A 23,749-nucleotide genomic window follows, 5' to 3' on the forward strand; every position below is an offset into this window, starting at 1 on the left:
GCAAGGGGAAGGCGCGCCGGGTGGGGCTTCGCCCTTGCTTGCCGCCTCTTTGCGCCGTTTTGCGCCTAGGCTGAGCGTGACCTGTGCCACATTCGGCGGCACACATCGGCAAGGAGGCCGCTATGGCGGAGACATGGACCGGCGAGTTCTACTGCGTGAAGTGCAAGGACAAGCGCGAGACCAGTGGCGAAGTCCAGGTCAGCGAGAAGGGCACCCGCATGGCCAAGGGTGTGTGCCCCGTGTGCGGGACGAAGCTCAACCGCATCCTCGGCAAGGCCTGAGCATCGCGGTGGGGGCGGACCGCCGCCCCCACCGCCGCTCCTTCTCCCCTGTGGATCGCCGGGGCGCGCGGCGGTGGACGTCGGCCACGATGGCCCGATGGCGCCCTCTCCGATCCGCGGTCCCCGGCTCCTCCCGGGCGCCCTGCTGCTGCGTCGCGACGCCCGCACGCTCCTGATCGGCACCAGTCCCGGCGTCCCCGTCCGCGACCGGCCGGGTCTGGCGCGCGTCCTGCGCCTCCTCGACGGCTCGCTGCCGCTGTCCGTCCTCACCGATCTCGTGGCGCGCGACGTGCCCGAGTTCGCCGGCGACCTCCATGCCACCCTGCGCGAGCTCCGTGCCTCGGGCGCCGTCCTCGATCCCGCCCCGGCACCTTCCGGCCCGCGGGTGGCGGTGCGCCACGACCGCTCCACGCCCGACGTCGCGGCGCTGCTGATCGACGCGCTGGGGCCGGCGCCCGCCGAGCCCGACCTCGAGATCCTCCTCAGCGCGGGCGAGCCCGGCCGCTCCACGATGGAGCACCTCGTGGGCGCCGGGATCGCGCACCTGCCGGTGGTGCTCGACGAGCGACGCGTGCGGATCGGCCCACTCGTCGTACCCGGTGTCACGCCGTGCCTCGGATGCCACGACGCGCACCGCGCTGCGGCGGATCCGGGCTGGCGGGCCCTCGTCCCGCAGTTCGAGCGAGGTCGCCTGCTCGCGTGCGGGCTCACACCAGGCGTGCTGTTCCGGGCGACCGTCGAGGTGCTGCACCAGGTCGACTGCCTGCGGGACGGGAGCCGCCCGCCGGCCCTCGGACGGGTCGTGTCGGTGGCCTCTGCGCACGACGTCCCCGAGGTCGAGGACGTCCCGTTCGCCATCGACTGCGCGTGCCGGCTGCTCGCCGCGTGACCGGTCGGATGCGGCGGGCGCCACTATCCTGACCACGTGGCCGACACCGACCCGGACGACGCTCCCGACACTCCCCTGACCGGCAGTGCCCTGCGACGCGGGGCCCGCCTGGCCAGCCTCCCCGCCGGCTTCGCGGCCCGCACGACCTGGGGCATCGGACGCCGACTCGTCGGCGCTCCCGCCGCCGCGGTGATGACCGACGTCCAGCGCCGCACCGCCGACCAGGTGTTCTCCGTCCTCGGGCAGCTCAAGGGCGGCGCGATGAAGTTCGGCCAGGCACTGAGCATCTTCGAGGCCGCGCTGCCCGAGGAGGTCATCGCCCCGTACCGCGAGGCGCTGACGAAGCTCCAGGACGCGGCGCCGCCCATGGGATCGCCCACCGTCAAGCGCGTCATGGTGCGCGAGTTCGGTCCCGACTGGCCCGAGCGCTTCCCGGACTTCGAGATGACGCCGGCCGCGGCCGCCTCGATCGGACAGGTGCACCGCAGTGGCTTCGTCGCCGAGCCGGGCGCGGAGCCGGTCGAGGTCGCCGTCAAGCTGCAGTACCCCGGCGCCGCCGAGGCACTGAACTCCGACCTGCGTCAGATCGGCCGGCTGGCGCGGCTGCTCGGCACGATGATGCCGGGCGTCGACGTGAAGGCGCTCGTGCGCGAGCTGCAGGAGCGGGTCGCCGAGGAGCTCGACTACTCGCTCGAGGCCGACGCGCAGGCGCGGTTCGCCGAGGCGTTCGCCGACGATCCGAACATCGTCGTGCCGCGACCGCTCGCGCACACCGAGCGTGCCTTGGTGACCACGTGGCTGCCCGGTGACCGCTCGCTGGCCGACGTGATCACCGACGGCACCCCCGAGGAGCGCGACCGGCTCGGCGAGACCTACGTGCGCTTCCTGTTCGAGGGGCCGGCGCGCGCGGGCCTGCTGCACGCCGACCCGCACCCGGGCAACTTCCGCGTGCTGCCCGACGGGCGACTCGGCGTGGTGGACTACGGCGCCGTCGCGCGGCTGCCCGACGGGCTGCCCGCGCCGATGGGCCCGCTGCTGCGGGCCGCCGCCGACGGCGACTACGTCACGGTGGCCGAGGGCCTGCGCCGCGAGGGCTTCGTGCGCCAGGGCAGCAACGTCGACCCCGACGTGCTGGCTCGCTACCTCGGTCCAATCGTGGAGCCCGTGGCGGTCGAGGCGTTCACCTTCGACCGCGACTGGCTGCGCAGGCAGGGCCAGCGCCTGTCGTCGCCGGGTGCCGAGGGCATGGGCACCGCGCTCAAGCTCACCGTCCCGCCGAGCTACCTGCTGATCCACCGCGTGTGGGCCGGCGGCGTGGGCGTGCTGTGCCAGCTGGGCGCCACGGCGCGCTTCCGCGGCATCGTGGCGGACTCGCTGCCGGGCTTCGACGCCGCCTGAGCCTCAGGAGTCGGCGACCACCGCGAGGACGTCGCCGCCGTACTTCTCCAGCTTGGACTGACCGACGCCCGAGACCTGCAGGAGCTGGTCGCCGCTGCTGGGTCGCAGCGCCGCGATGGCCTTGAGCGTGGCGTCGTTGAAGACGGTGAACGCCGGCTTGCTCTCCTCCTGCGAGACCTCCTTGCGCCACGCGCGCAGGCGCTCGAACAGCGCCTCGTCGTAGTCGAGGTCGGGCGTGGGCAGCTTGACCTTGCGCTTGGGCGCGCGCGAGACCTGGACCTCTTCGGGCAGGAGGCGGTCAAGGAACCGGCTGGGCTTGCGGCGCGCCTGTCCGCCCGCCTTGCGCGCGGCCGACCACGACACCATGAGGTGGCGCCGGGCGCGGGTGAGGCCGACGTAGAACAGCCGGCGCTCCTCCTCGACCGAGGCGGGGTCGTCCATGGTGGCGACGTACGGCAGCGTGCCCTCCTGCGCGCCGGCGAGGAAGACGGCGTCCCACTCCAGGCCCTTGGCGGCGTGGAAGGTGGACAGCGTGACGCCGTCGGTGGACGGGGCGTGCGCCTGGTCGGCGCGGCGGTCGAGGTCGGCCACGAGGGCGGCGAGGTCGGCCTGCGGCTGCTCCTGCGCCAGGTCGACGGCCATCGTGTGGATCGCCTGCAGCGACTCCCAGCGGTCGCGCACGGCGCCGCGGCCCTCGGGCGGGGTCTCGGAGAAGTCCATCGCCGCGAGCACGGCGCGGACGTCGTCGGCCAGCGAGCCGGACCCCTCCCCCGCGTGGGCCGAGCCGCGCAGCAGGGTGACCGCCTGGCGCACCTCGGGCCGCTGGAAGAAGCCCGTGCCACCGCGCATCGAGTACGGGATCTGGAGGCGACCGATGGCCTCCTCGTAGACCTCGGACTGGGCGTTGATCCGGTAGAGCACGGCCATCTCGCGGTAGGGCACGCCCTGACGGTGCAGCGCGACGATGCGGTCGGCGATCGCGTCGGCCTCGGCGGGCTCGTCGGCGAACGGACGGTAGTCGACGGCGGGGCCGGGCGAGTTCTGCGACTGCAGCCGCACGCCGAGGGTGACCGAGGGGCCGCGGCCGGCGAACACCTCGTTGGCGGCGGCGACGATCTGCGGCGTGGAGCGGTAGTTCCGGACGAGCTCGATGCGGGGGGCGTCGGGGAACCGGCGCGTGGTGAAGTCGCCCAGGATCGTGGCCGAGGCGCCGGCGAACGTGTAGATCGTCTGGCGCGGGTCGCCGACCACGCACACCTCGTCGCGGCCGCCGAGCCACAGGTCGAGCAGCGTGGACTGGAGCGGGTTGACGTCCTGGAACTCGTCGACGACGAACCACTTGTACTGGCGGCGGATCTCGGCCGCGATGGCCGGATCGTCGGCGAGGATCGCGGCGGTGATGAGGAGGATGTCCTCCATGTCGATGCGGCCGCGGTCGCGCTTGACCTGCTCGTAGGCGCGCAGCACGGCGCCGACCTCGCCCGGGTCGATGTCGCCGACGGTGCGCTGGCGGCGGATCGCCTCGGCGCCGTAGTCGTCGGGGCGGACGTTGGAGACCTTGGCCCACTCGACCTCGGCCGACAGGTCGCGCAGCAGCGCCTGGTCGGCACGCACGCCCACCTGGCGCGCGGCCTCGGCGACGAAGGCGAACTTGGACTCGAGGATCTGCGGGAACTCGGTGCCGTAGACGCGCGGCCAGAAGTAGCGCGCCTGGCGCAGGGCGGCGGAGTGGAACGTGCGGGCCTGCACGCCCGCGGCACCGAGGGTGCGCAGACGCTCGCGCATCTCGCCCGCCGCCTTGACCGTGAACGTGACGGCGAGGACCTCGGTGGGCTTGTAGACGCCCGTGGCGGTGCCGTAGGCGATGCGGTGGGTGATGGCCCGGGTCTTGCCGGTGCCGGCGCCCGCGATGACGCACAGCGGGCCCCTCAGCGTGGTCGCGACCTCGCGCTGCTCGGGGTCGAGTCCGTTGAGCAGGTCGTCGGCGTCAGACATGGTCTCCCAGATCGCGTGCGGGGGTGGGCAGCGACCAGCGTAGCCCCGGCCGGCGACACGATCGGCGGTCGCACACAGGCCGCCCGGGAATGGGAGGATCAGCGGGCACGTTGACCATGACAGAAGCAATCGATCGACCGAGAGGGTCCCGATGTCCGACGCATCGTTCGTCCTGTACTCCACGCCGTGGTGCGGCTACTGCCACCGCCTCAAGTCGCAGCTGCAGCGCGAGGGCATCGAGTTCACCGAGGTCGACATCGAGCAGGATCCGGACTCGGCCCTGATCGTCGAGCAGGCCAACGGCGGCAACCAGACCGTTCCCACGCTCGTCTTCCCCGACGGCACCGCCCTCACGAACCCCTCGGTCGCGCAGGTCAAGGCGCAGCTCGGGGCCTGAGTTTCCGAAGTGCCCCGGCGCCTACCAGGCGCCGGGGAGCTCACCGCCGTACCACTGCTCGACGAGCCAGCGCGAGATCGAGACCTTCGGCGGCGGCAGCACGACCTGCTCGGACTCGACCGCGGCGAGCAGCTCCTCGCGGGTGAACCAACGCGCCTCGGCGATCTCCTTGGGATCGAGCACGAGGTCGGTGGTCTCGGCGACGGCGTTGAAGCCGAGCATGAGGCTCTGCGGGAACGGCCACGGCTGACTGCCGAGGTAGCTCGCGCGCTCCACCTGCACGCCGACCTCCTCGGCCACCTCGCGGCGCACCGCGTCCTCGAGAGTCTCGCCCGGCTCGACGAAGCCCGCGAGCGTGGAGAAGCGGCCCTCGGGCCAGTTCGGGTTCCGCGCCAGCAGCGCGCGGTCGTCGGCATCGGTGACCAGCATGATCACGGCGGGATCGGTGCGCGGGTAGTGCTCGGTGCCGCACGACGGGCAGATGCGCAGGTGGCCCGCCTGGGCGCTGTAGAGGTACTCGCCGCAGCGCGAGCAGTAGGTGTGCGACTGCAGCCAGCGCGCCAGGCCGACCGCGTGGATCGCCAGCGAGAGCTCGTCGGGGTCGAGCAGCGGCGCCAGCACCCGGACGCTCACGGGGCTCAGCTCGCGCGGGACCCGCTGCACCGCCACGGCCGCGTGGCGCGTGCCGTTCTGGTCGCCGAGCAGGATCCACTCGCCGTCGGGCGCCTCGTCGACCGGCACCCACCGCAGCGCGGGTCCGTCGACCGTGGCCACGTGCTCGCCGCCCAGGACCAGCACCCGCGTGCCGGGGGTCCGCCACAGCTCATCGCTGCCTCGCAGGTTTCCCGCTCGGTCGTGCCGGGCCCGTTCGAACGCGAAATCCACGCCTCACCGTAACCCGAGCCGCGTCTCGAGCGCCGCACGCTCGGGCAGGTCGTCGAACGTGTGCGACTGCCCGAGGCGGACGTAGTGGAACGTGCCCACGACCTGACGCGGGTCGAGGTCGTGCATCTCGGCCCACGCCAGGCGGTAGAGCGCGAGCTGGAGCGGGTCGGCGTCGGGCGTGCGGTTGGTCTTCCAGTCGACGACCTCGAAGCCCTGGGTCCCGTCGGCGAGCTCGGTGGCGAAGACGGCGTCGATCCGTCCGATCACCTGCTGGCCCCCGAGGCGCAGCGTGAACGGCGCCTCGATCGCGACGGGCTCGCGACCGGCGAACGGTCCGGACTCGAACGCCTCCTTGAGCGCCTCGAGGTCGGACTCGTCCATCACCTCGGCGTCGCCGCGGCCGGGCAGCTCGTCGGGGTCGAGCAGCGTCTGCTGTCCGTAGCGGGCCTCGATCCAGGCGTGGAACCGCGTGCCGAAGCGGGCCGCCGCCGAGGGCTGACGCGGCATCGGCCGCGCGAGCGCCCGCACGAAGGCCTCCTCGTCCTCGGCCAGCGCGAGGACGGACGTGGCCGACAGCGAGGCCGGGAGCTCGACGTGGACGGCCCGCTCGGCACGGGCGCGGGCCTCCTCCAGCAGCAGGTCGAGGTCGGTGCGCAGCTCGGCGAGGCGCTCGTCGCCCTCGACCGGAGGCGCCTCCTCCGCGTCGAGATGGCGGCGGACGGCGTCGGCGAGCTCGCGGCGGCGGTCGAACGAGGTGAGCGCGACAGGCCACGGCACGGTCTGGTCGACCAGGTGCGGGTTCTGGTCGTCGTCGGCCGGCGGCTCGGCCCACACGACGGGGTCGATCCCGCGCTGCGCCAGCCAGTCGCGGACGTCGACGAGGAACTGCGACTCGGCGCGCGGACGGAGCTGGGTGCGACCCCAGCGGTGGCCGCTGACGTGCAGGCCGCGCCTGGCGCGCGTGAACGCGACGTAGGCCAGCCGGATCTCCTCCATCAGCGCGTCGCGGCGGGTGTCGTCCTCGAACGCCTTCTTCGCGGGGCTGGTGAACTCGGCGACCTGCGGGACGAAGTCGACGTCGCCGCGCAGCGGGGCGGGCAGCGCCTTGGCGACGGTGGGCCAGCGCGAGCGCCCGCGGCCGGACGGGAAGACCGTGCCGGACACGAACGGCACGAAGACCTCCTCGAACTCCAGGCCCTTCGCGCGGTGGATCGTCAGCAGCTTGATCGAGTCGGCGTCGGACGGAGCGCTGAGCTCCATGCCCTCGTTGTACTCGCGCTCGGCGTCGAGGTGGGCGAGCAGGCCCGGCAGCGAGGCGTAGCGGTCGTGCTGGGCGTAGTCGCCGATCGCGTCGATCAGCAGCGCGAGGTTGTCGGTGGGCACGCCCGCGACCGGCAGCTCGACGTCGAGGTCGAGCTCGGTGACGACGCGGCGGGCGAGGTCGAGCAGCGGCTCGTGCGCGTGACGACGCAGCCGCCGCAGCATCGCGGCCAGGTCGGCGAACCGGGCACGCGCCTCGTCGGAGTAGGCGGCGTCGCCCGGGTCCTCGATGGCCTCGGCCAGCGAGACGATCTCGGTGGGGTCGACGCCCGTGGTGGCCTCGTCGAGCGCCGCCTGCAGGAGAGCATCGGGGTCGCTGGGGTCGACCTCTCCGCCGTCGCGCCACTGGCGGCCGAGCTCGGCGGCGCGACGACCCAGCAGGGCGAGGTCGCGCTCGCCGATCCGCCAGCGCACGCCGGTGAGCAGGCGCAGGACGGCCGGGTTGGCCGTGACGTCGTCGAGGACCGCCAGCACGGACAGCACGTCGACGACCTCGGGCTGCTGGAGCAAGCCGGTCAGGCCCACGATCTCGACGGGCAGGCCCCGCGAGCGCAGCGCCCGCACGATCTCGGGGTTCTCGTTGGTGGTGCGCACCAGGACGGCGATCTCACGGCGCTCGACGCCCCGCTCGACCGAGTCGACGACGAGGTCCACGAGCGCCTCGATCTCCTCGGCGACGCCCTGGTGCAGCGCGACCGACACCTCGCCCGACGGGTTCTCGGGCGCGGCCTTCAGCGGCGTGACGATCTCGGCGACGCCGGGTGAGCCGTAGTAGTCGCGCGCGACGTGGCCGGCGAGGTCGATGATCTCGGGCGCGCAGCGGCGGGTGACGTCGAGGCTGAACAGTCGGCCCTTCGCGCCGCCCGCACCCGGGAAGTCGTCGAGGAACGCCGTGAGGTTGCCCGAGGCGGCGCCGCGCCAGCCGTAGATGCCCTGGGCCGGGTCGCCGACGGCGCTGATGGGCCGGCCCGCGAACAAGGCCTGCAGCAGGTCGCGCTGGGCGACCGAGGTGTCCTGGTACTCGTCGAGCAGCACGACGTCGAAGCGCTCGCGCAGGACCTGCTGGACCTCGGGCAGGGTGGCCAGCTGGGCGCCCCAGGCCATCTGGTCGGAGAAGTCCATGACGCCCGCATCGGCCTTGGCGGCGCGGTACTCGTCGACGAGGTCGGCCAGCTCGTCGCGCTTGAGGCAGGCCGCGACGATCTCCTCGTGCCACTTGAGCTGCTTCTCGGCGGACTGGGCGCGCTCGATCGTGGCGCGGTCGAACTCGCGGAGCTCGTCGGTCGTGACGAGGTGCTCCGACAGCTGGCCGTCGAGCTCGAGCAGGTCGCCGATGACGGTGGGCAGCCAGGCCGAGACGTGGCGCAGCGGGCCCTCGTGACGGCGGGCGGTGCGGGCCGCGATCTGGAAGCGGGTGGCGTCGGCGAGCACGCGCAGGTCGGGCTCGATCCCCATCCGCAGGCCGTGCTCGGCGATGAGGGTGCCGGCGAACGCGTGGTAGGTGGAGACGGTCGGCTCGCCGAACTCGGAGAAGTCGCCGACGAGCTCGAGCGACTCGCGCACGCGGCCGGCCAGCTCGGCCGCGGCCTTCGACGTGAAGGTCAGGCCCAGCAGCCGGTCGGGCGCGTAGCCGAGGTGACCGACGAGCCACACGACGCGGGCGGCCATCACCGCGGTCTTGCCGGCTCCGGCGCCGGCGATGATCGCCTGCGGCTGCGCGGGGTCGGCGGTGATCGCGGCCAGCTGCGCCTCGCTGAAGGGGATGCCGAGCACCTCGCGCAGGTGGTCGGTGTCGCGCACGAGCGGTGTCACTCGACACCTCCGATCGTGGGACCGGTGAGCACGGGGCACAGCGTGCGGAAGTCGCAGAAGCCGCAGTGGTCGTTGGGCCGGGCCACGAGGCGCTCGTCGCGGACCGTGCGGGCCGACTCGGCCAGCAGGTCGAGGGCGAAGAACGCCTCGTCGGGCGCGGGCGAGGCCTGCGGCTGCACCTTGGGCGAGTCGGGGTCCTTCGCGCCGGACGGGGTGCGCAGCTGGACGAGCTCGGCGCCGCCCGAGCGGGCCTCCTCGACGCCGAGCGAGGCGACGGCGCCGTGCTCGACGGCGACCTGGTAGATCCCCAGCTGCGCGTGCTCGGCGATCTTGCGCGGACCGGGCGCGTTGCGGCTGGTCTTGAAGTCGACGACGTGCACGTGCCCCTGGGCGTCGATCTCGACCCGGTCCATCGAGCCGCGCAGCAGCACCTCCTCGCCGCCCACGACGAGCGTGGTGGTGAAGGAGTGCTCGGCCGCGAGCGGCGTGCGCGGGTTGGCGCGGTGCCAGCGCGCGAAGCGGGTGAGGGTCTCGTGCGCGGCCTGACGCTCGCGCTCGCCCAGCCAGGCCGCCTGGTGGTCGAGCCGGTGCCAGACCTCGTCGAGGCGTGCCGCCATCGCGACCTCGTCGGGCTCGACGCCGCGCTGGACGACATCGGCCGCGAGGGCGTGGACGATCGAGCCGAAGCCCTGGGCCGAGGTGGACGCGGACTCGCCGTGCGCCTCGCGCCCGAGGAACCAGCGCAGCGAGCACGCCGTGATCCCCTCGACCGCAGAGCCCGACAGGGCGAGCGGCTGGGCCGCCGGACGCCAGGGCGACTCGGCCTGCGTGGGCGCGGCGAGGCCCCACCAGCGGGCGGGGTCGGCGGCGCGCGTGAGGGCGAGGTCGGCGCGGACGATCTCGGCGAGCATCGCGGCGGCCTCGTCGCGCACCGACTCGTCGTCGGACTGCTCGCCGATGCGGCGCAGCTCGGCCACGACACCGCGCAGCGAGACGGGACGGGCGGGACGGCCCAGCGGCAGGTCGGCGTCGACGCCGAAGCCCGCGGCGATCAGCTCGGTGACGAAGCGCGAGGGCTGGTCGCCGTCATCGGTGGGCGTCTGCACGGCGGTGACCACGAGGCGGCTCGTGGCGCGGGTGCACGCGACGTAGAACAGCCGCCGCTCCTCGCGCAGCTGCTCGCCGCGAGCACCCGGACCGACCGGTCCGTCAAGGTGCTCCGAGCGCAGCAGGCTGCCGCGCGAGCGCAGGTCGGGCCAGCGGTCGGACTGGACGCCGGCGACGACGACGAGTGGCCACTCAAGGCCCTTCGAGCGGTGCGCGGTCATGAGCCGGACGGCATCGGGTCGGGCGGCGCTGGTCTCGAGCTGGTCGGCCGGGATCTGCTGGGCGCGCAGCTCGGCGACGAAGTTGACGGTGTCGCGACGGCGACCGCCCTCCTCGGCCCGCGCGGCGTGCCGGAACAGCGCGCACACCGCGTCGAGGTCGCGGTCGGCGTGGACCCGGCCCTCGACGGTGCCCCACTGCTCGCGCAGGCGCGCGGGCCACCGGGTGCCGTCCCACAGCAGCCACAGCGCCTGCTCAGGCGGCTCTCCCCGGCGCAGCACGGCCGCGGCCCGCCCCAGCAGGGCCGCAAGGTCGCGCGCGGCGCCGACCGCGTCGGCGGTCGAGGGGTCGGAGGTCTCGACGCCCAACGCGGTCGGATCGTGCAGGGAGGCGGCGACGAGCTCGCTCGAGGGGGTCTCGGGGTCGCGCCGGCGCAGCGCGCGACCGAGCCGCCGCATCGCCGGTCCGTCGAGACCCGCGAGCGGACCCGTCAGCAGCGCCTCGGCCATCTCGGAGTCGAGCGGCTCCTCGCGAGCGATCCGATCGGCCGCCTCCAGCGCCAGCAGCAGGGTGCGGACGGCCGGCTGCGCGACGAGCGGCACCTCGTCGCCCGCGACCTCGACCGGCACGCCGGCCGGACCGAGGATGCGCTGGAGACGCGTGAGGTCGGCGCCCGTGCGCACGAGCACGGCCATGTCGGACCACGCGAGTCCGTCGTCGAGGTGGGCCCGACGCAGCACGCCCGCGATGTGCTCGGCCTCGGCCGTGGCCGAGGCGTACGTGACGACCTCGACCTGGCCCTCCTCCCGGGCGGCCGAGTGCAGGTTGCGGTGCTGGGCGGCGGCCTTGGCGTCGAGCCCGGGCGGGACCGGAGGGCTGCCGAGCGCGATGCCCGCCGCGGCCAGGATGCGCGGCCCGAAGCGACGCGTGGTGGTGAGGGCGACGGTGGGCGCCGGACGGTCGGCCGCACCGAACTGCTGGGGGAACCGCGTGATCGCACTCGGGTCGGCGCCGCGGAAGCCGTAGATCGCCTGGTCGTGGTCGCCGACGACCACGAGGTCGCGCCCGTCGCCGGCGAGGTCGTGCAGCAGCCGCACCTGGAGCGGATCGGTGTCCTGGTACTCGTCCACCACGACGAGGCGGTACCGGTCGCGCAGCGCACGGCGGTGGTCGAGGTCGCCGGCGATCGCGGCCGCACGCGTGACGAGGTCGGTGTAGTCCGTGCGGTTCTGGAAGTCGATGACCTGGTGGTACTCCTCGATCGCGTCGGCGACGCGGGCCCACTCGGGCCGCTCGCGCGTGGCGGCGAGGGCGCGCAGGTCGTCGGGACCGAGCCCGCGGGTGACCGCGGCCGCCATGAACGACTGGAGCTCGGCCGCGAGACCGCGGGTGCCGAGCGCCTCGCGCAGCGACTCGGGCCAGGTCGACGGGTCGTGCCCGCCGAGCAGATCGGCCACGACCGCGTCGCGGGTGGGCGCGGTCATCAGCTCGGGCGGGGCCGCGAACGCCTCGGGGTCGCTGAACTCGCGGACGAGGGCGTAGCAGAACGCGTGGAAGGTCATCGCCGGAACCGTGCCCGACGTCGCCGACAGCCGGCGGCCGATGCGGTCGCGCAGCTCGCCCGCGGCCTTGCGGCTGAAGGTCAGGACGAGGATCTGCTCGGGCGTGAGCTCGCCCGACTCGATGCGGTCGACGACGACCTCGACGAGCGTGGTGGTCTTGCCGGTTCCCGGCCCCGCGAGGACCAGCAGCGGACCGCCGCGGTGGTCGACGACGGAGCGCTGCGACGCGTCGAGCGCGGGCGCGTCGGCGCGCACGGGCTCGGGCCGCTGCAGGACGAACTCGGGTGGCACACGCCCATGGAACCAGACCCCGCCGACACTCCTCGGGAGCCGGGGAGGGTCAGAAATCCGGCGCGAGCGCGTCCTTCACGATGACGCGGCCGTTGCGGACGGGCGTGCGCTCGTCGCGCCAGTGCTGCTGGGCGTCGATCACGAGGTGGGCCGGCAGGGAGCCGTCGGCGCGCACGACGCGCCACCACGGGACGCCGTGTCCCTCGAGCGACATGACGCGCCCGACCTGGCGCGCGCCGCCGCGCCCGAGCCGCTCGGCGATCAGGCCGTAGGTGGCGACGCACCCCGGCGGGATCTGCTCGACGACCTCGAGGACGGCCTCGGTGAACTCCTCGTCCATGGCCCCGATCCTGTCAGCAGGACCGGGGCCACGACGAGCGGTCAGTAGTTGGGCTGGCTCGGGTCGATCTGGTTGACCCAGGCCACGACGCCGCCGCCGACGTGCACGGCGTCGGAGTAGCCGGCGCCCTTGAGCACCGCGAGGGCCTCGGCCGAGCGCACGCCCGACTTGCAGTGCAGGACGACCTGCTTGTCCTGCGGCAGCTGGTCGAAGGCCCGGCCGGCGAGGACCTCGCCCTTGGGGATCAGGACCGATCCGGGGATGCGGTTGATCTCGTACTCGTTCGGCTCGCGCACGTCGACCAGGACGAAGTCACGGCCGCCGTCGCCGCGCTCCTTGAGCCAGCTCTCGAGCGTGGCGACCGAGATCGTCGAGTCGGCGGCGGCGTCGGCGGCCTCGTCGCTGATCGCACCGCAGAACGCCTCGTAGTCGCCCAGCAGCTCGGTCGGCAGCACGCCGTTCGGGTCGCGACGGACCTTGAGCGTCGTGTACCGCATCTCGAGCGCGTCGTAGACCATGAGGCGGCCGATGAGGGGATCGCCGATGCCGGTGATCAGCTTGATGGCCTCGGTGACCATGATCGAGCCGATCGAGGCGCACAGGACGCCCAGCACGCCGCCCTCGGCGCACGAGGGGACCATGCCCGGCGGCGGCGGCTCGGGATAGAGGTCGCGGTACTGCGGACCCTCCTGCGCCCAGAAGACCGACACCTGGCCCTCGAAGCGGTAGATCGAGCCCCACACGTACGGCTTGTTGAGGATGACGGCCGCGTCGTTCACGAGGTAGCGCGTCGCGAAGTTGTCGGTGCCGTCGAGGATCAGGTCGTACTGGCTGAAGATGTCCAGCACGTTGTCGTTGTCGAGGCGCACGTTGTGCGTGATGACGTTGACGTAGGGGTTGGCCTCCGCGACCGCCTCCGCGGCGCTCTGCACCTTCGGCTTGTCGATGTCGGACTGGCCGTGGATGATCTGGCGCTGCAGGTTGGACTCGTCGACGACGTCGTCGTCGATGATGCCCAGCGTGCCGACGCCGGCGGCGGCCAGGTACAGCAACGCGGGGCTGCCGAGGCCGCCCGCGCCGATGACGAGGACCTTCGCGTTCTTGAGGCGCTTCTGTCCCGTCATCCCGACGTCGGGGATGATCAGGTGACGGCTGTACCGACGGACTTCGTCGATCGTCAGTTCGTCGGCGGGCTCGACCAGGGGCGCGACCACGGGCTTCTCCTTCGATTGCGGGGCTCACCGGGCTCAACCCGGCGCCGACGACCATTGTTCCCGCCCGGTCCCAGCATGTGGCGGCCCGTCCGCTGGGTGGACAGCCCGCCACACGGCCCGCAACGCCCCGCTGCAAGCGACCGGTGGGTAACCGACCGCTAGGGTTGAGGCGTGACCCAGACCCCTGAGGCTCGGCCCCGCGCGGGGCGGCTGCCGCGCACCGCTCGGCGGGCCCAACTGCTCGACGTGGCCCTCGACGTGTTCGTCGAGCAGGGCTACCACGCGGCCTCGATGGACGAGATCGCCGAGCGCGCCGGCGTCTCCAAGCCCGTCCTCTACCAGCACTTCCCCGGCAAGCTCGACCTCTACACCGCGCTGATCTCCTCGGCCGTCGACACGGTGATCGAGGGCGTGCGCGAGGCACTCGCGTCCACGCAGGACAACCGCGAGCGCGTCCAGGCCAGCATGCGCCTGTGGTACGACAGCGTCGCCGACCAGGAGAAGGCGTTCCGCCTCGTCTTCGAGTCCGACCTCACCAGCGACCCCGAGGTCCGCGAGCTGGTCGACCGGGTCACCTCCGAGTCCGCCGCGGCGATCGCCGACGTGATCGTCGAGGACACCGGCCTGTCGCAGGGCGCCGCCGAGCTGCTCGCCGCCGGCCTCGTCGGCATGGGCCACGTCGGCGCCCGCGCCTGGCTGTCCGGCGCGTCGGGCCTGTCGCGCGACGACGCCGTCACACTCGCCTCGACTCTCGCCTGGCGCGGGATCGGCGGGTTCCCCAAGCCCACCACCCAAGGAGATGAGTGACCGTGGAGGTCAAGATCGGCGTGCAGAACGCCGCCCGTGAGCTGTCCGTCGACACCGACGTCGAGCCCGACAAGGTGCTGGCGACCCTGAACGACGCCCTCAAGGACGACTCGCTGTTCACCCTGACCGACAGCAAGGGCCACACCGTGGCCGTGCCGGCCGACAAGGTCGCCTACCTGTACTTCAACGCCGACAGCGGCCGCAAGGTCGGCTTCGGCCTCACCAGCGCCTGAGCCTGCGCCCGCCTCAGGCGTCCAGCCCGAGGCGGGCCATGCGCTCGGCATGGGCCTCGGTGATGCGCGTGAACATGCGCCCGATCGAGGCCAGGTCGAAGCCGCCCGGTCGATCCGCGGCACCGACCACCACGGCCGTCAGCACGTCGCGCTCGGCCACCACCATCTGGGCCTGGCTGAGCGCCTCGCCCATGAGCCGGCGGCCCCACAGCGCGAGCCGTCCCGCCACGCGCGGGTCCGCCGCGATCGCCTCGCGCACCTGGTCGACGACGAACTCGCTGTTGCCCGTCTGGCTCATCGTCTCCAGCACCAACTGGCGGGTGTCGGCGTCGAGGAACGCCGCGATCTCGCGGTAGAAGTCGGCCGCCAGCCCGTCGCCCACGTAGGCCTTCAGCAGGCCCTCGAGCCAGTCCGACGGCTCGGTCTTGCCGTGGAACCGGCTGAACGTGGTGCGGAACGAGTCCATCACCGCGTAGGGGTCCTCCCCCAGCTCGACGAGACGGTCGCGCAGCTGCACGAAGTGGCTCCACTCCGAGGCGGCCATCGTCTGGATCGCGACCTTGGTGCGCAGGTCGGGCGCCTCCTGGGCGTCCTGGTTGAGCTGCTCCACGGCACTGAGCTCGCCGTAGCTGAGCAGCGCCAGCAGCTCGACCACGCCGGCGCGGTAGTCGGGGTCGTCGAGGGGTCCACCGGTGGGCGCATCGGAGCTCATGATCGGGACTGTAGCGCGGCGTCCGCCCGGCTCCGGGCACGCGCCGTTAGACTGGAGGGGTATTCGCCGATCCTGTCGCCACAGGATCCAAGCCATTTCAGATCCGCTGACAGTAGATCGCGCACAGAAACCAGAGCAGACCCCTGACTACCTTCACCGAACTGGGCGTCATGCCCGAGATCGCCGACGCCCTCGCCGACAAGGGCATCAACGAGGCCTTCCCCATCCAGGAGATGACCCTCTCGGTCGCCCTCGTGGGCACGGACCTCATCGGACAGGCCCGCACCGGCACCGGCAAGACGCTGGCCTTCTCCATCCCCGTCATCCAGCGCACCGTGGCGCCGCACGACCCCGACTACGACCAGCTGGTCGAGCCGGGCAAGCCGCAGGCCCTCATCGTCGCGCCGACGCGTGAGCTCGCGATCCAGGTCGCCGGCGACGTCGCCACGGCCTCGAAGAACCGCGGCACGCGCAACCTGACCATCTACGGCGGCGTGCCCTACGAGCCGCAGCTCGAGGCCCTCGAGGCCGGCGTCGACATCGTCGTCGGCACCCCGGGCCGCATCCTCGACCTCGTCAACCGCGGCGCGCTCGACATCAGCCACGTCAAGTCGCTCGTCCTCGACGAGGCCGACGAGATGCTCGACCTGGGCTTCCTGCCCGACGTCGAGTCGATCCTCGCGCGAACGCCCGAGACCCGCCAGACGATGCTGTTCAGCGCGACGATGCCGTCGTCGATCGTCACCCTGGCGCGCAAGCACATGCGCCACCCGATGAACATCCGCGCCGAGTCGGCCGAGGCCGGCCAGACCGTGCCCGCCACGAGCCAGTTCGTGTGGCAGGCGCACGACATGGACAAGCCCGAGGTCGTCGCCCGCATCCTGCAGGCCGACGACGTCGAGCGCGTCGTGATCTTCACGCGCACCAAGCGCCAGGCGCAGCGCGTGGCCGACGACCTGGCCGACCGCGGCTTCCCGGCCTCGCCGCTGCACGGCGACATGGCCCAGAAGGCCCGCGAGAAGGCGCTCGACGGCTTCCGCGAGGGCAAGGTCAGCATCCTGGTGGCCACCGACGTCGCCGCCCGTGGCATCGACGTGGCCAACATCAGCCACGTCATCAACTACACGTGCCCCGAGGACGACAAGACCTACGTGCACCGCATCGGCCGCACCGGTCGCGCCGGCGCCACGGGCACCGCGGTCACGTTCGTCGACTGGGCCGACATCCAGCGCTGGAAGCTCATCAACAAGGCGCTCGACCTGCCCTACGACGAGCCGCAGGAGACGTACTCCACGTCGGACCACCTGTTCCACGACCTCGGCATCGACCGCAACGTCAAGGGTCGCCTCAAGCCGCCGGCGCCGAAGGAGCCCCGCTCCGAGGGTGGCCGCGACGGCCAGAAGCGCGACGGCGAGCGTCGTGACGGGGGCAGCCGCAACCGCAGCCGCAGCCGTCAGCGCACGCGCGGCGGCAAGCCGGTCGAGGGCGCCGAGCGTCCCGCCGCCGAGACGGCCTCCGCGCCGTCGGGCGAGGAGCAGCCGGCCGGCGAGGGTCAGGCGCGTCGCCGTCGCCGTCGCCGCCGTCCCTCCGGCGGTCAGCCCTCCGGCTCCACCCCCGCCTCCGCGTCCTGACGCGAGCACGAATCGACTCCCCGGCCACCTGGTGGTCGGGGAGTCGTTCTTCCTAGGCCGTGACGACGACCGGGGTGCCGTCGGGCGCCCAGTCCCAGAGGTACTTCGCGTCCGACTTCTCCTGGCGGATGCAGCCCGCCGACAGCGCCTGGCCCAGCTGCTCGATCGTCTGCTCGGGCTTGCCGTTGTTGTAGACCGGGATCGAGTGGAAGCCGATGGGCGCGTTCTGGCCGGTCGTGAACTGCACGAAGTACTCCATCGTGCCGGTGTAGTCGAAGCTCGTGGCGTGCCGCGTGCGCGACTGCACGGCGTAGCTGCCCGGCTGGAGGTTGTCGAAGCGACTGCCCGAGACCAGGTAGGTGCGGTCGACGGTCTCGTCGGCCTCGATGAGCCACACGCGCTGGTCGGACTGGTCGAACACGATGCGGCGGCCCTCACCCGAGTTGGCGGGGGGCGGCGGGCTGGCCTTCTCGCGCTCCGCCTTCTTCTCCGCCTTCGCGGCAGCGATCTGCTGGGCCTTCAGAGCCTCGTCCGCGGCAGACTGCGCCTGTGTGGTGCCGGCGGTGATCACGGGAGCCACGGTCTCGACGACGGTGGCGCCGGTGCCGGCGGTGGCGGAGGTCGCGGGCTCGCGCACGAGCGAGACCGCGGAGACGGTGGCGGTGAGCGCCACGGCGCCGACGAGCGCGGCGACGCGGCCGAGACGGACACGGGGCGGGGAAGCCATGTCCTCCACGGTAGGCGCGACCTTGCGCCGATGGCCGACTTCGCGCGGTGTGCGCGTGGCGGACTCGCCGGGCCCGTCCGGTGCGGTCATCGGGCTCCGACCAGGACGCGGGCCACGGCGCGGTAGGCGTCGGCCCCCTTGTGGGTGCGCGAGGTGCTGAGGATCGAGCGCCCGATCGCGGGCGCCTCCGCGAAGCGGATCGTCTTGGGGATCGGCGGCTCGAGGACCTCGAGGTCGTAGGTGTCGCCGATCGCCGCCAGCACGTTGCGCGCGTGCGCGGTGCGGCCGTCGTACATCGTGGCCAGCACGCCGCGGATCACCAGATCGGGATTGATGAACTGGCGCACGTCGTGGATGGTGTCGAGCAGCTGGCCGACGCCGCGGTGCGAGAGCGTCTCGGCCTGCAGCGGGATGACCACCTCGTCGGCGGCCGACAGCGCGCCCACCGTGAGCACGCCCAGCGCGGGCGGGCAGTCCAGCAGGATCCAGTCGTAGTCGTCGGCGATCTTGGCCAGCGCGACCCGCAGCCGCTGCTCGCGGCCGGTGCGGGTGACGAGGTTCTCCTCGGCCTCGGCCAGCGCGATGTTCGCCGGCAGCAGGTCGAGGCCCTCCTCGGTGGTGACGATCGCGTCGCCGGCGGGCGCCTTGCCCAGCAGCACCTCGGCGATCGTGACGTCGAGCTCCTCGGGATCGATGCCGAGGGAGAACGTGAGGCTGCCCTGGGGATCGAGGTCGACCAGGAGCACCCGCTGGCGCTCCTCGAGGAGCGCGGCACCGAGCGACGCGACGCTGGTGGTCTTGGCGACGCCGCCCTTCTGGTTGGCGAGGGCCACGGTGGTGGTCACGCGGCAATTGTGCCATCGACGGGCGCCCGCGGGGCCGCGGACGAGCGCGCGTCCGCCACGTGAACCCGTGCGCTGCCTAGCGTGGCGGCATGGACGACGTGGTGACCGTGCGCGGCCTCGTGAAGACCTTCGGATCGTTCCGGGCGCTCGACGCGTTCGACCTCACCGTCCGCGCGGGCGAGGTGCACGGCTTCCTCGGCCCGAACGGGGCCGGCAAGTCCACCGCGATCCGCTGCCTGCTGGGTCTGCTGCGCCACGACGCCGGCACCGCGACGGTGCTCGGTCTCGACCCGTGGCGCGACACGGTCGCCCTGCACCGGCGACTGGCGTACGTGCCCGGCGACGTGGTCCTGTGGCCGAACCTGACGGGCGGCGAGATCGTCGACCTGATGCTGCGCACCCGCGGCTTCGAGCCGCGTCGCACGCGCCGGGACGAGCTGGTCGACGCGTTCGAGCTCGACACCACGAAGCGCGCCCGCGCGTACTCGAAGGGCAACCGGCAGAAGGTGGCGCTGATCGCGGCGCTGGCGGCACCCAGCGACCTGCTGCTCCTCGACGAGCCGACGTCCGGCCTCGACCCGCTGATGGAGCAGGTGTTCCTCGGCTGCGTGGCCGAGCACCGCGCGGCCGGGTCGACCGTCCTGCTGTCGAGCCACGTCCTCGGCGAGGTCGAGCGACTGGCCGACAGCGTCACGATCATCAGGGAGGGCCGGACCGTGGAGAGTGGCGCGCTGGCGGACCTGCGCCACCTGCGCCGCAGCCGCGTGACGGCGACCGTCGCCCGGCCCGAGGCGGTCGCGGGGCTGCGGCTCGACGGCGTGCACGACGTCCGCGTCGACGGACGCACCGTGTCGTGCACCGTGGACGCCGAGGCGATGACGCCGTTGCTGGGCGCGCTGGCCCGGGCGCAGGTCGAGTCGCTCACCAGCACCCCGCCGACGCTGGAGGAGCTGTTCCTCGACGCCTACCAGTCCACGTCAGCCGAGCCGGCCCGATGAGCGAGGCACTGGCCGGTGCGCCCACGCTGCTGCGGCTGGCCGTGCGACGCGACCGGTGGTCGATCCCCGCGTGGCTGGCGGTGCTGACGCTCGTGTGCGGCACGTCGGCCGCGGTCACGCCGGATCTCTATCCCACCGAGGCAGACCGCGTCGCCGCGGCGGCCGGGCTCAACGCGAGCGCCGGGATCGTCGCCCTCTACGGGCCCGTCCTCGACCCCACGAGCCTGGGCGAGCTCGCGATGACCAAGATGACCGTCACGTACTCGGTCCTGGTCGCCGTGATGACGCTGTTCCTCGTGCGCCGGCACACCCGCACGGAGGAGGAGACCGGCCGTGCCGAGCTGCTCGGCGGCGCCGGTGTCGGGCGACTCGCGCCACTGGCCACCGCGCTCGGACTGGCCGCCGCCGTGTCCGTCGTCCTCGGGGCGCTGGTCGCCGTGACCAACACGCTCGCCGGCCTTCCGTGGACCGGCTCGGTGGCGTTCGGCGCGGCGTGGGCGGGGACGGGACTGGTCGGTGCGGCCGTCACCGCCGTGTGCTGCCAGGTCGCGGCGAGCGCGCGTACGTGTGCCGGGCTCGCGGCCGGCGTTCTCGCGGTCCTGTTCGTCGCCCGGGCCGCCGGCGACGCGTCCGGCGCGGAGTGGCTGAGCTGGCTGTCGCCGTTCGGCTGGAACACCCGGCTCGAGGCCTACGGGGACACCCGGTGGTGGGTGCTGGGCCTGTACGTCGCGCTGTCACTCGCGGCGGCCGCCGTCGCCGTCGCGCTGGCGGCCCGGCGCGACCTCGGCGCCGGCCTGCTGGCGCCCCGGCCGGGTCCGGCCCGCGGGCCCGCCTGGCTCGCCGGCCCCCTCGCCCTCGGCCTGAGGTCCCACGTGGCGCCCCTGTGGGGCTGGACGGCCGCCGTCGCGCTGATGGGGCTGCTGTTCGGCGCGATCTCGCCGAACCTCGACGGGATCCTCTCGGACGAGACCGAGCAGCTGCTGGAGGGTCTCGGCGGCACCGGGGCGCTGCGCGACACGATGATCGCGTCGATCGCCTCGATCGCGGCGCTCATCGTCTGCTGCTTCGGCATCACGGTCCTCACGCACGCGGCCGACGACGAGCGGGACGGGCGCACCGAGATCGTCCTGTCCACGCGGGTCACCCGCGCCGGCGCGTACTGGTCCGTCGTGACCCTCGCGATCGGCGGCGTCACGTGGCTGCTGCTCGTCGCCGGTCTCGCGCTGGCGCTCGGCGTCCGGCAGGGCACCGACCACTCGCCGGCACGGATCGTCGAGTCGGCCCTCGGGCAGGCGCCGGCCGTCTGGGTCACGGTGGCCGTCGGGGTGCTGCTGCTCGCGCTGAGGGCCCGCTGGGCGGTGCTCGGCTGGGGCGTCCTCGTCGCCTTCGGCACGCTGGGGCAGATCGGCGAGCTGCTCGGCCTGCCAGATGCCGCCCTGTGGCTCTCGCCCTTCACGCACGTCCCGCACCTCCCGCTCGAGGACGCCGATCCGGTCTCCGCCCTGGCGCTCTCGGGGGTCGCGGCCGGCCTCCTCGGCGTGGGCTGGTGGGCCTACCGGGGCCGGGACCTCGCGTGACTGGCATGCTGGGCCCCATGACCCGCACGGCCCTGATCACCGGCGCCACCGCCGGCATCGGAAACGCGTTCGCCCGGCAGCTGGCGCGACGGGGGACGAACCTCGTCCTCGTCGCCCGAGACACCGTCCGGCTGGAGCAGGTCGCGGCCGAGCTGACCGACGCGCACCGGGTCGAGGTCGAGGTCATCACCGCCGACCTCGCGACCCTGCAGGGCATGGATCGCGTCGCCGACCGCCTCTCCGAGTCCGGCCGGCCGATCGACCTGCTGGTCAACAACGCCGGCGCCTCGCTCGCGGGCTGGTTCGGCACCACCGACATCGCCGACGAGGACCGTCAGCTCGACCTGCTGGTCCGCGCCCCGATGCACCTCATGGACGCCGCCATCAAGTCGATGTCCGGGCGGGGCCAGGGCGGGATCATCAACGTCGCCAGCGTCGCCGCGTTCACCCCGCGCGGGGCCTACTCGGCCCACAAGGCCTGGCTCGTGAACATCTCGCAGTGGGCCAACTGGCACTACTCCGACGTGGGCATCACCGTGCAGGCGCTGTGCCCGGGCTTCACGCGCACCGAGTTCCACCAGCGGATGGGCGCCGAGATCGGCGACGTGCCGCGATGGATGTGGCTCAAGGCCGACGCCGTCGTCAAGGGCTCGCTGCGCGACCTCGAGCGCGGCAAGGCGATCTCGGTGCCGTCGGCGCGGTACAAGGTCCTCGCCGCCGTCGCCCGTCACGCACCGACCTCCCTGGTCGCCAAGATCGCGCAGCGAGGTCGATGACCCGGTGAGCGTTCCCAAGACCCTCGACATCCCCGAGGGCGTCGAGGTCCTCCGCGCCGAGACGTCCCGCACCGAGCACGCCGTGCACCTGGCCCGCGCCACCGGCGAGCGACTCGGCTCGATCCTGCTCGTGCCCGGCTGGACCGGCAGCAAGGAGGACTTCACGCCCGTCCTGCCGCTGCTCGCGGCGCTCGGGTACGACGTGGTCGCCTACGACCAGCGCGGCCAGTACGAGTCGCCCGGCGACCCGCTCGACGACTACTCGCTCGACTCCCTCGCCGAGGACGCGCTCGCCCTCGCGGACACCCTCCTCGAGGACGAGCGGTTCCACCTGCTGGGCCACTCGTTCGGTGGCCTCGTCGCGCAGACCCTGACGATCGCGCACCCCCAGCGCATCCGCAGCCTCAGCCTGCTGTGCACCGGCCCGGGCGCGCTCGGCGACTCCCCCACCCGCCCCCTGCAGCGGATCGCCGCCGCGATCGGCAAGGTGCCTCTGCTCGACATCCACCAGCTGCGCGAACAGGGCATCAAGCGCCCCGCGCAGATCACGGCCTTCCTCGCGAAGCGGTTCACGGCCAACGCGCCCGCCTCGCTCAAGGCGATGACCCAGCACCTGCTGGACGCTCCCGACCGGGTCGACGAGGTCGCCGCCACCGGCGTGCCCGTGTGGGTCGCGCGCGGCGAGACCGACGACGCCTGGCCCCACGACGCGCAGGCCGAGATGGCCCAGCGCCTCGGCACCGAGATCGTCGTGCTGCCGTCGGCGGCGCACTCCCCCGCCGTGGAGGCCCCCGAGGAGCTCGTCGACGACTGGCGCGGTTTCCTGCTCGCCCACTGACGCTCCCCGGACTGCCGCCCGACTCACCTCGCCGAGTGGCGCAAACCGGGGTCGCGAGTGGCGCAGTAACGCCCGCCACTCGGCGAGTGGCGGGCGTTTTCGCGCCACTCGCGGTCAGGGGCGGGCGGCTGCTGGTGCGGCGGTCAGCCGACGATGGCGCGGAGGGCCTCGACGTGGCCGCGGTAGGCGGCGCGGCCGGCCTTCGTGAAGGCGGCCCAGGAGCGGACGCGGCCGGCGCGGGTGGCCTTGGAGACCTTGACGTAGCCGGCGTCCTCGAGCGCCTTGACCTGCTTGCTCAGCACCGACTCGCTCACGTCGAGCCGCTCACGCAGCAGGGCGAACTCGGTCTTGTCGACGGTGTCGAGGACTGCGCAGATCTGCAGCCGGTGCGGGGCGTGGATGAGCGGGTCGAACGCGCCCGAGCTCACGGCTGCTCCTCGATGCTGCGCACCCAGTCGGCGTCCCAGCGGGGGCCGAGCACGGCCCAGGTCGCGGTGGTCACCAGCGCGGCCACGGCCGCGACCACGGGCCCGAGGAACGCCAGACCGAGCGACACGAGCGAGACGGCGACCATCAGCCACGCGCGCCAGGCCCCCGGCTCGCGCAGCGTCGCGAACGTGACGATGCCGGTGTGCTTCGTGTACCAGGTCATAGCGCCGAAGGCCGTCGCCAGGCCGATGACGTAGAGCACCCAGCGGACCCACCCGTCGAGCCCCAGCCCGAGGATCACCAGGCCCATCCCGAAGCCCGCCACCGCGTAGTAGCCCCGCGGGCTCGCGGCACGGTGTGCCGTCTCGCGCCGTGTCGCGGCGATCTGCTCGAGCGCCTCGCGCGCCTCGTCCCGTTCGGTCATGATTCCTCCGTCTCGACTTGCCAACACGGAAAGTCTAGACAC

General features: G+C 73.2%; 22 protein-coding genes. 11 read left to right on the plus strand and 11 right to left on the minus strand.

Features of this window, described 5'->3' with window-relative positions; all coding sequences use genetic code 11:
- Nucleotides 1-122: 122 nt before the first annotated feature.
- From ACK99Q_RS00420 to ACK99Q_RS00430, 3 genes are all read left to right on the plus strand, one after another.
- Complete coding sequence (locus ACK99Q_RS00420) at nt 123-281, plus strand: DUF5679 domain-containing protein (protein ID WP_179425886.1); 159 nt, start codon at nt 123-125, stop codon at nt 279-281.
- Between the two features lie 97 nt (nt 282-378).
- Nucleotides 379-1,170 (plus strand): hypothetical protein, encoded by a 792-nt coding sequence (locus tag ACK99Q_RS00425; protein ID WP_410184290.1) that lies wholly within the window; start codon nt 379-381, stop codon nt 1,168-1,170.
- Nucleotides 1,171-1,206: 36 nt separating this feature from the next.
- A complete protein-coding gene (locus tag ACK99Q_RS00430) occupies nt 1,207-2,568 on the plus strand; it encodes an ABC1 kinase family protein (protein ID WP_410184291.1) in 1,362 nt (453 codons plus the stop codon).
- A gap of 3 nt (nt 2,569-2,571) precedes the next feature.
- Here ACK99Q_RS00430 and ACK99Q_RS00435 read toward each other — a convergent pair whose 3' ends face one another.
- Complete coding sequence (locus tag ACK99Q_RS00435) at nt 2,572-4,563, minus strand: ATP-dependent helicase (RefSeq protein WP_410184292.1); 1,992 nt, start codon at nt 4,561-4,563, stop codon at nt 2,572-2,574.
- 151 nt (nt 4,564-4,714) lie between these two features.
- Here ACK99Q_RS00435 and ACK99Q_RS00440 point away from each other — a divergent pair, with 151 nt between their 5' ends.
- A complete protein-coding gene (locus ACK99Q_RS00440; RefSeq protein ID WP_410184293.1) occupies nt 4,715-4,960 on the plus strand; it encodes a mycoredoxin in 246 nt (81 codons plus the stop codon).
- 21 nt (nt 4,961-4,981) lie between these two features.
- Here ACK99Q_RS00440 and nudC read toward each other — a convergent pair whose 3' ends face one another.
- The 5 genes from nudC to moeZ are packed head-to-tail and all read right to left on the minus strand — an operon-like array spanning nt 4,982 to nt 13,710.
- Entirely contained in the window at nt 4,982-5,845 is an 864-nt protein-coding gene (nudC, locus tag ACK99Q_RS00445) for an NAD(+) diphosphatase (RefSeq protein WP_410184294.1), read from the minus strand.
- A gap of 3 nt (nt 5,846-5,848) precedes the next feature.
- On the minus strand, nt 5,849-8,977 hold the full coding sequence (locus tag ACK99Q_RS00450) for a UvrD-helicase domain-containing protein (RefSeq protein ID WP_410184295.1): 3,129 nt from the start codon (nt 8,975-8,977) through the stop codon (nt 5,849-5,851).
- Nucleotides 8,974-12,156, minus strand: coding sequence for an ATP-dependent helicase (locus ACK99Q_RS00455; protein ID WP_410184296.1), 3,183 nt, complete (start codon nt 12,154-12,156; stop codon nt 8,974-8,976). Before ACK99Q_RS00455 ends, ACK99Q_RS00450 begins: the two co-directional genes overlap by 4 nt.
- A 49-nt stretch (nt 12,157-12,205) precedes the next feature.
- Complete coding sequence (locus ACK99Q_RS00460; RefSeq protein WP_410184297.1) at nt 12,206-12,496, minus strand: MGMT family protein; 291 nt, start codon at nt 12,494-12,496, stop codon at nt 12,206-12,208.
- A 41-nt stretch (nt 12,497-12,537) separates the two neighbouring features.
- Nucleotides 12,538-13,710, minus strand: a complete 1,173-nt coding sequence (gene moeZ / locus ACK99Q_RS00465; RefSeq protein WP_410184298.1) for an adenylyltransferase/sulfurtransferase MoeZ — start codon at nt 13,708-13,710, stop codon at nt 12,538-12,540.
- Nucleotides 13,711-13,881: 171 nt separating this feature from the next.
- Here moeZ and ACK99Q_RS00470 point away from each other — a divergent pair, with 171 nt between their 5' ends.
- Together ACK99Q_RS00470 and ACK99Q_RS00475 are read left to right on the plus strand one after the other, a co-directional pair.
- On the plus strand, nt 13,882-14,517 hold the full coding sequence (locus ACK99Q_RS00470) for a TetR/AcrR family transcriptional regulator (protein ID WP_410184299.1): 636 nt from the start codon (nt 13,882-13,884) through the stop codon (nt 14,515-14,517).
- Nucleotides 14,514-14,750, plus strand: a complete 237-nt coding sequence (locus ACK99Q_RS00475; RefSeq protein WP_410184300.1) for a DUF3107 domain-containing protein — start codon at nt 14,514-14,516, stop codon at nt 14,748-14,750. Before ACK99Q_RS00470 ends, ACK99Q_RS00475 begins: the two co-directional genes overlap by 4 nt.
- Nucleotides 14,751-14,763: 13 nt before the next feature.
- On the opposite strand, the gene ACK99Q_RS00480 is transcribed toward ACK99Q_RS00475, so the two are convergent.
- Entirely contained in the window at nt 14,764-15,462 is a 699-nt protein-coding gene (locus ACK99Q_RS00480) for a ferritin-like fold-containing protein (protein ID WP_410184301.1), read from the minus strand.
- 170 nt (nt 15,463-15,632) lie between these two features.
- Between ACK99Q_RS00480 and ACK99Q_RS00485 the strand changes: the two genes are divergently transcribed.
- Nucleotides 15,633-17,093, plus strand: coding sequence for a DEAD/DEAH box helicase (locus ACK99Q_RS00485; RefSeq protein ID WP_410184302.1), 1,461 nt, complete (start codon nt 15,633-15,635; stop codon nt 17,091-17,093).
- Between the two features lie 52 nt (nt 17,094-17,145).
- Here ACK99Q_RS00485 and ACK99Q_RS00490 read toward each other — a convergent pair whose 3' ends face one another.
- On the minus strand, nt 17,146-17,820 hold the full coding sequence (locus ACK99Q_RS00490) for a L,D-transpeptidase (protein ID WP_410184303.1): 675 nt from the start codon (nt 17,818-17,820) through the stop codon (nt 17,146-17,148).
- Nucleotides 17,821-17,906: 86 nt separating this feature from the next.
- Nucleotides 17,907-18,665 (minus strand): ParA family protein, encoded by a 759-nt coding sequence (locus tag ACK99Q_RS00495; protein WP_410184304.1) that lies wholly within the window; start codon nt 18,663-18,665, stop codon nt 17,907-17,909.
- Nucleotides 18,666-18,754: 89 nt separating this feature from the next.
- Between ACK99Q_RS00495 and ACK99Q_RS00500 the strand changes: the two genes are divergently transcribed.
- From ACK99Q_RS00500 to ACK99Q_RS00515, 4 genes are read left to right on the plus strand one after another with little or no spacing between them, the layout of a single operon-like run.
- Nucleotides 18,755-19,663 (plus strand): ATP-binding cassette domain-containing protein, encoded by a 909-nt coding sequence (locus ACK99Q_RS00500; protein WP_410184305.1) that lies wholly within the window; start codon nt 18,755-18,757, stop codon nt 19,661-19,663.
- Complete coding sequence (locus ACK99Q_RS00505; RefSeq protein WP_410184306.1) at nt 19,660-21,240, plus strand: ABC transporter permease; 1,581 nt, start codon at nt 19,660-19,662, stop codon at nt 21,238-21,240. Before ACK99Q_RS00500 ends, ACK99Q_RS00505 begins: the two co-directional genes overlap by 4 nt.
- Before the next feature lie 17 nt (nt 21,241-21,257).
- Complete coding sequence (locus ACK99Q_RS00510) at nt 21,258-22,016, plus strand: SDR family NAD(P)-dependent oxidoreductase (protein WP_410184307.1); 759 nt, start codon at nt 21,258-21,260, stop codon at nt 22,014-22,016.
- Between the two features lie 4 nt (nt 22,017-22,020).
- Nucleotides 22,021-22,854 (plus strand): alpha/beta fold hydrolase, encoded by an 834-nt coding sequence (locus ACK99Q_RS00515; RefSeq protein WP_410184308.1) that lies wholly within the window; start codon nt 22,021-22,023, stop codon nt 22,852-22,854.
- Nucleotides 22,855-22,997: 143 nt separating this feature from the next.
- Here ACK99Q_RS00515 and ACK99Q_RS00520 read toward each other — a convergent pair whose 3' ends face one another.
- Nucleotides 22,998-23,282 carry a transcriptional regulator gene (locus tag ACK99Q_RS00520; RefSeq protein WP_410184309.1) on the minus strand — a complete coding sequence of 95 codons (285 nt, stop codon included), beginning with the start codon at nt 23,280-23,282 and terminating at the stop codon, nt 22,998-23,000.
- Nucleotides 23,279-23,707, minus strand: a complete 429-nt coding sequence (locus ACK99Q_RS00525) for a hypothetical protein (protein WP_410184310.1) — start codon at nt 23,705-23,707, stop codon at nt 23,279-23,281. Before ACK99Q_RS00525 ends, ACK99Q_RS00520 begins: the two co-directional genes overlap by 4 nt.
- Nucleotides 23,708-23,749: the final 42 nt, after the last annotated feature.

This window comes from Aeromicrobium sp. MLTX1, from assembly GCF_046452335.1.
Taxonomy (GTDB): Bacteria; Actinomycetota; Actinomycetes; order Propionibacteriales; family Nocardioidaceae; genus Aeromicrobium.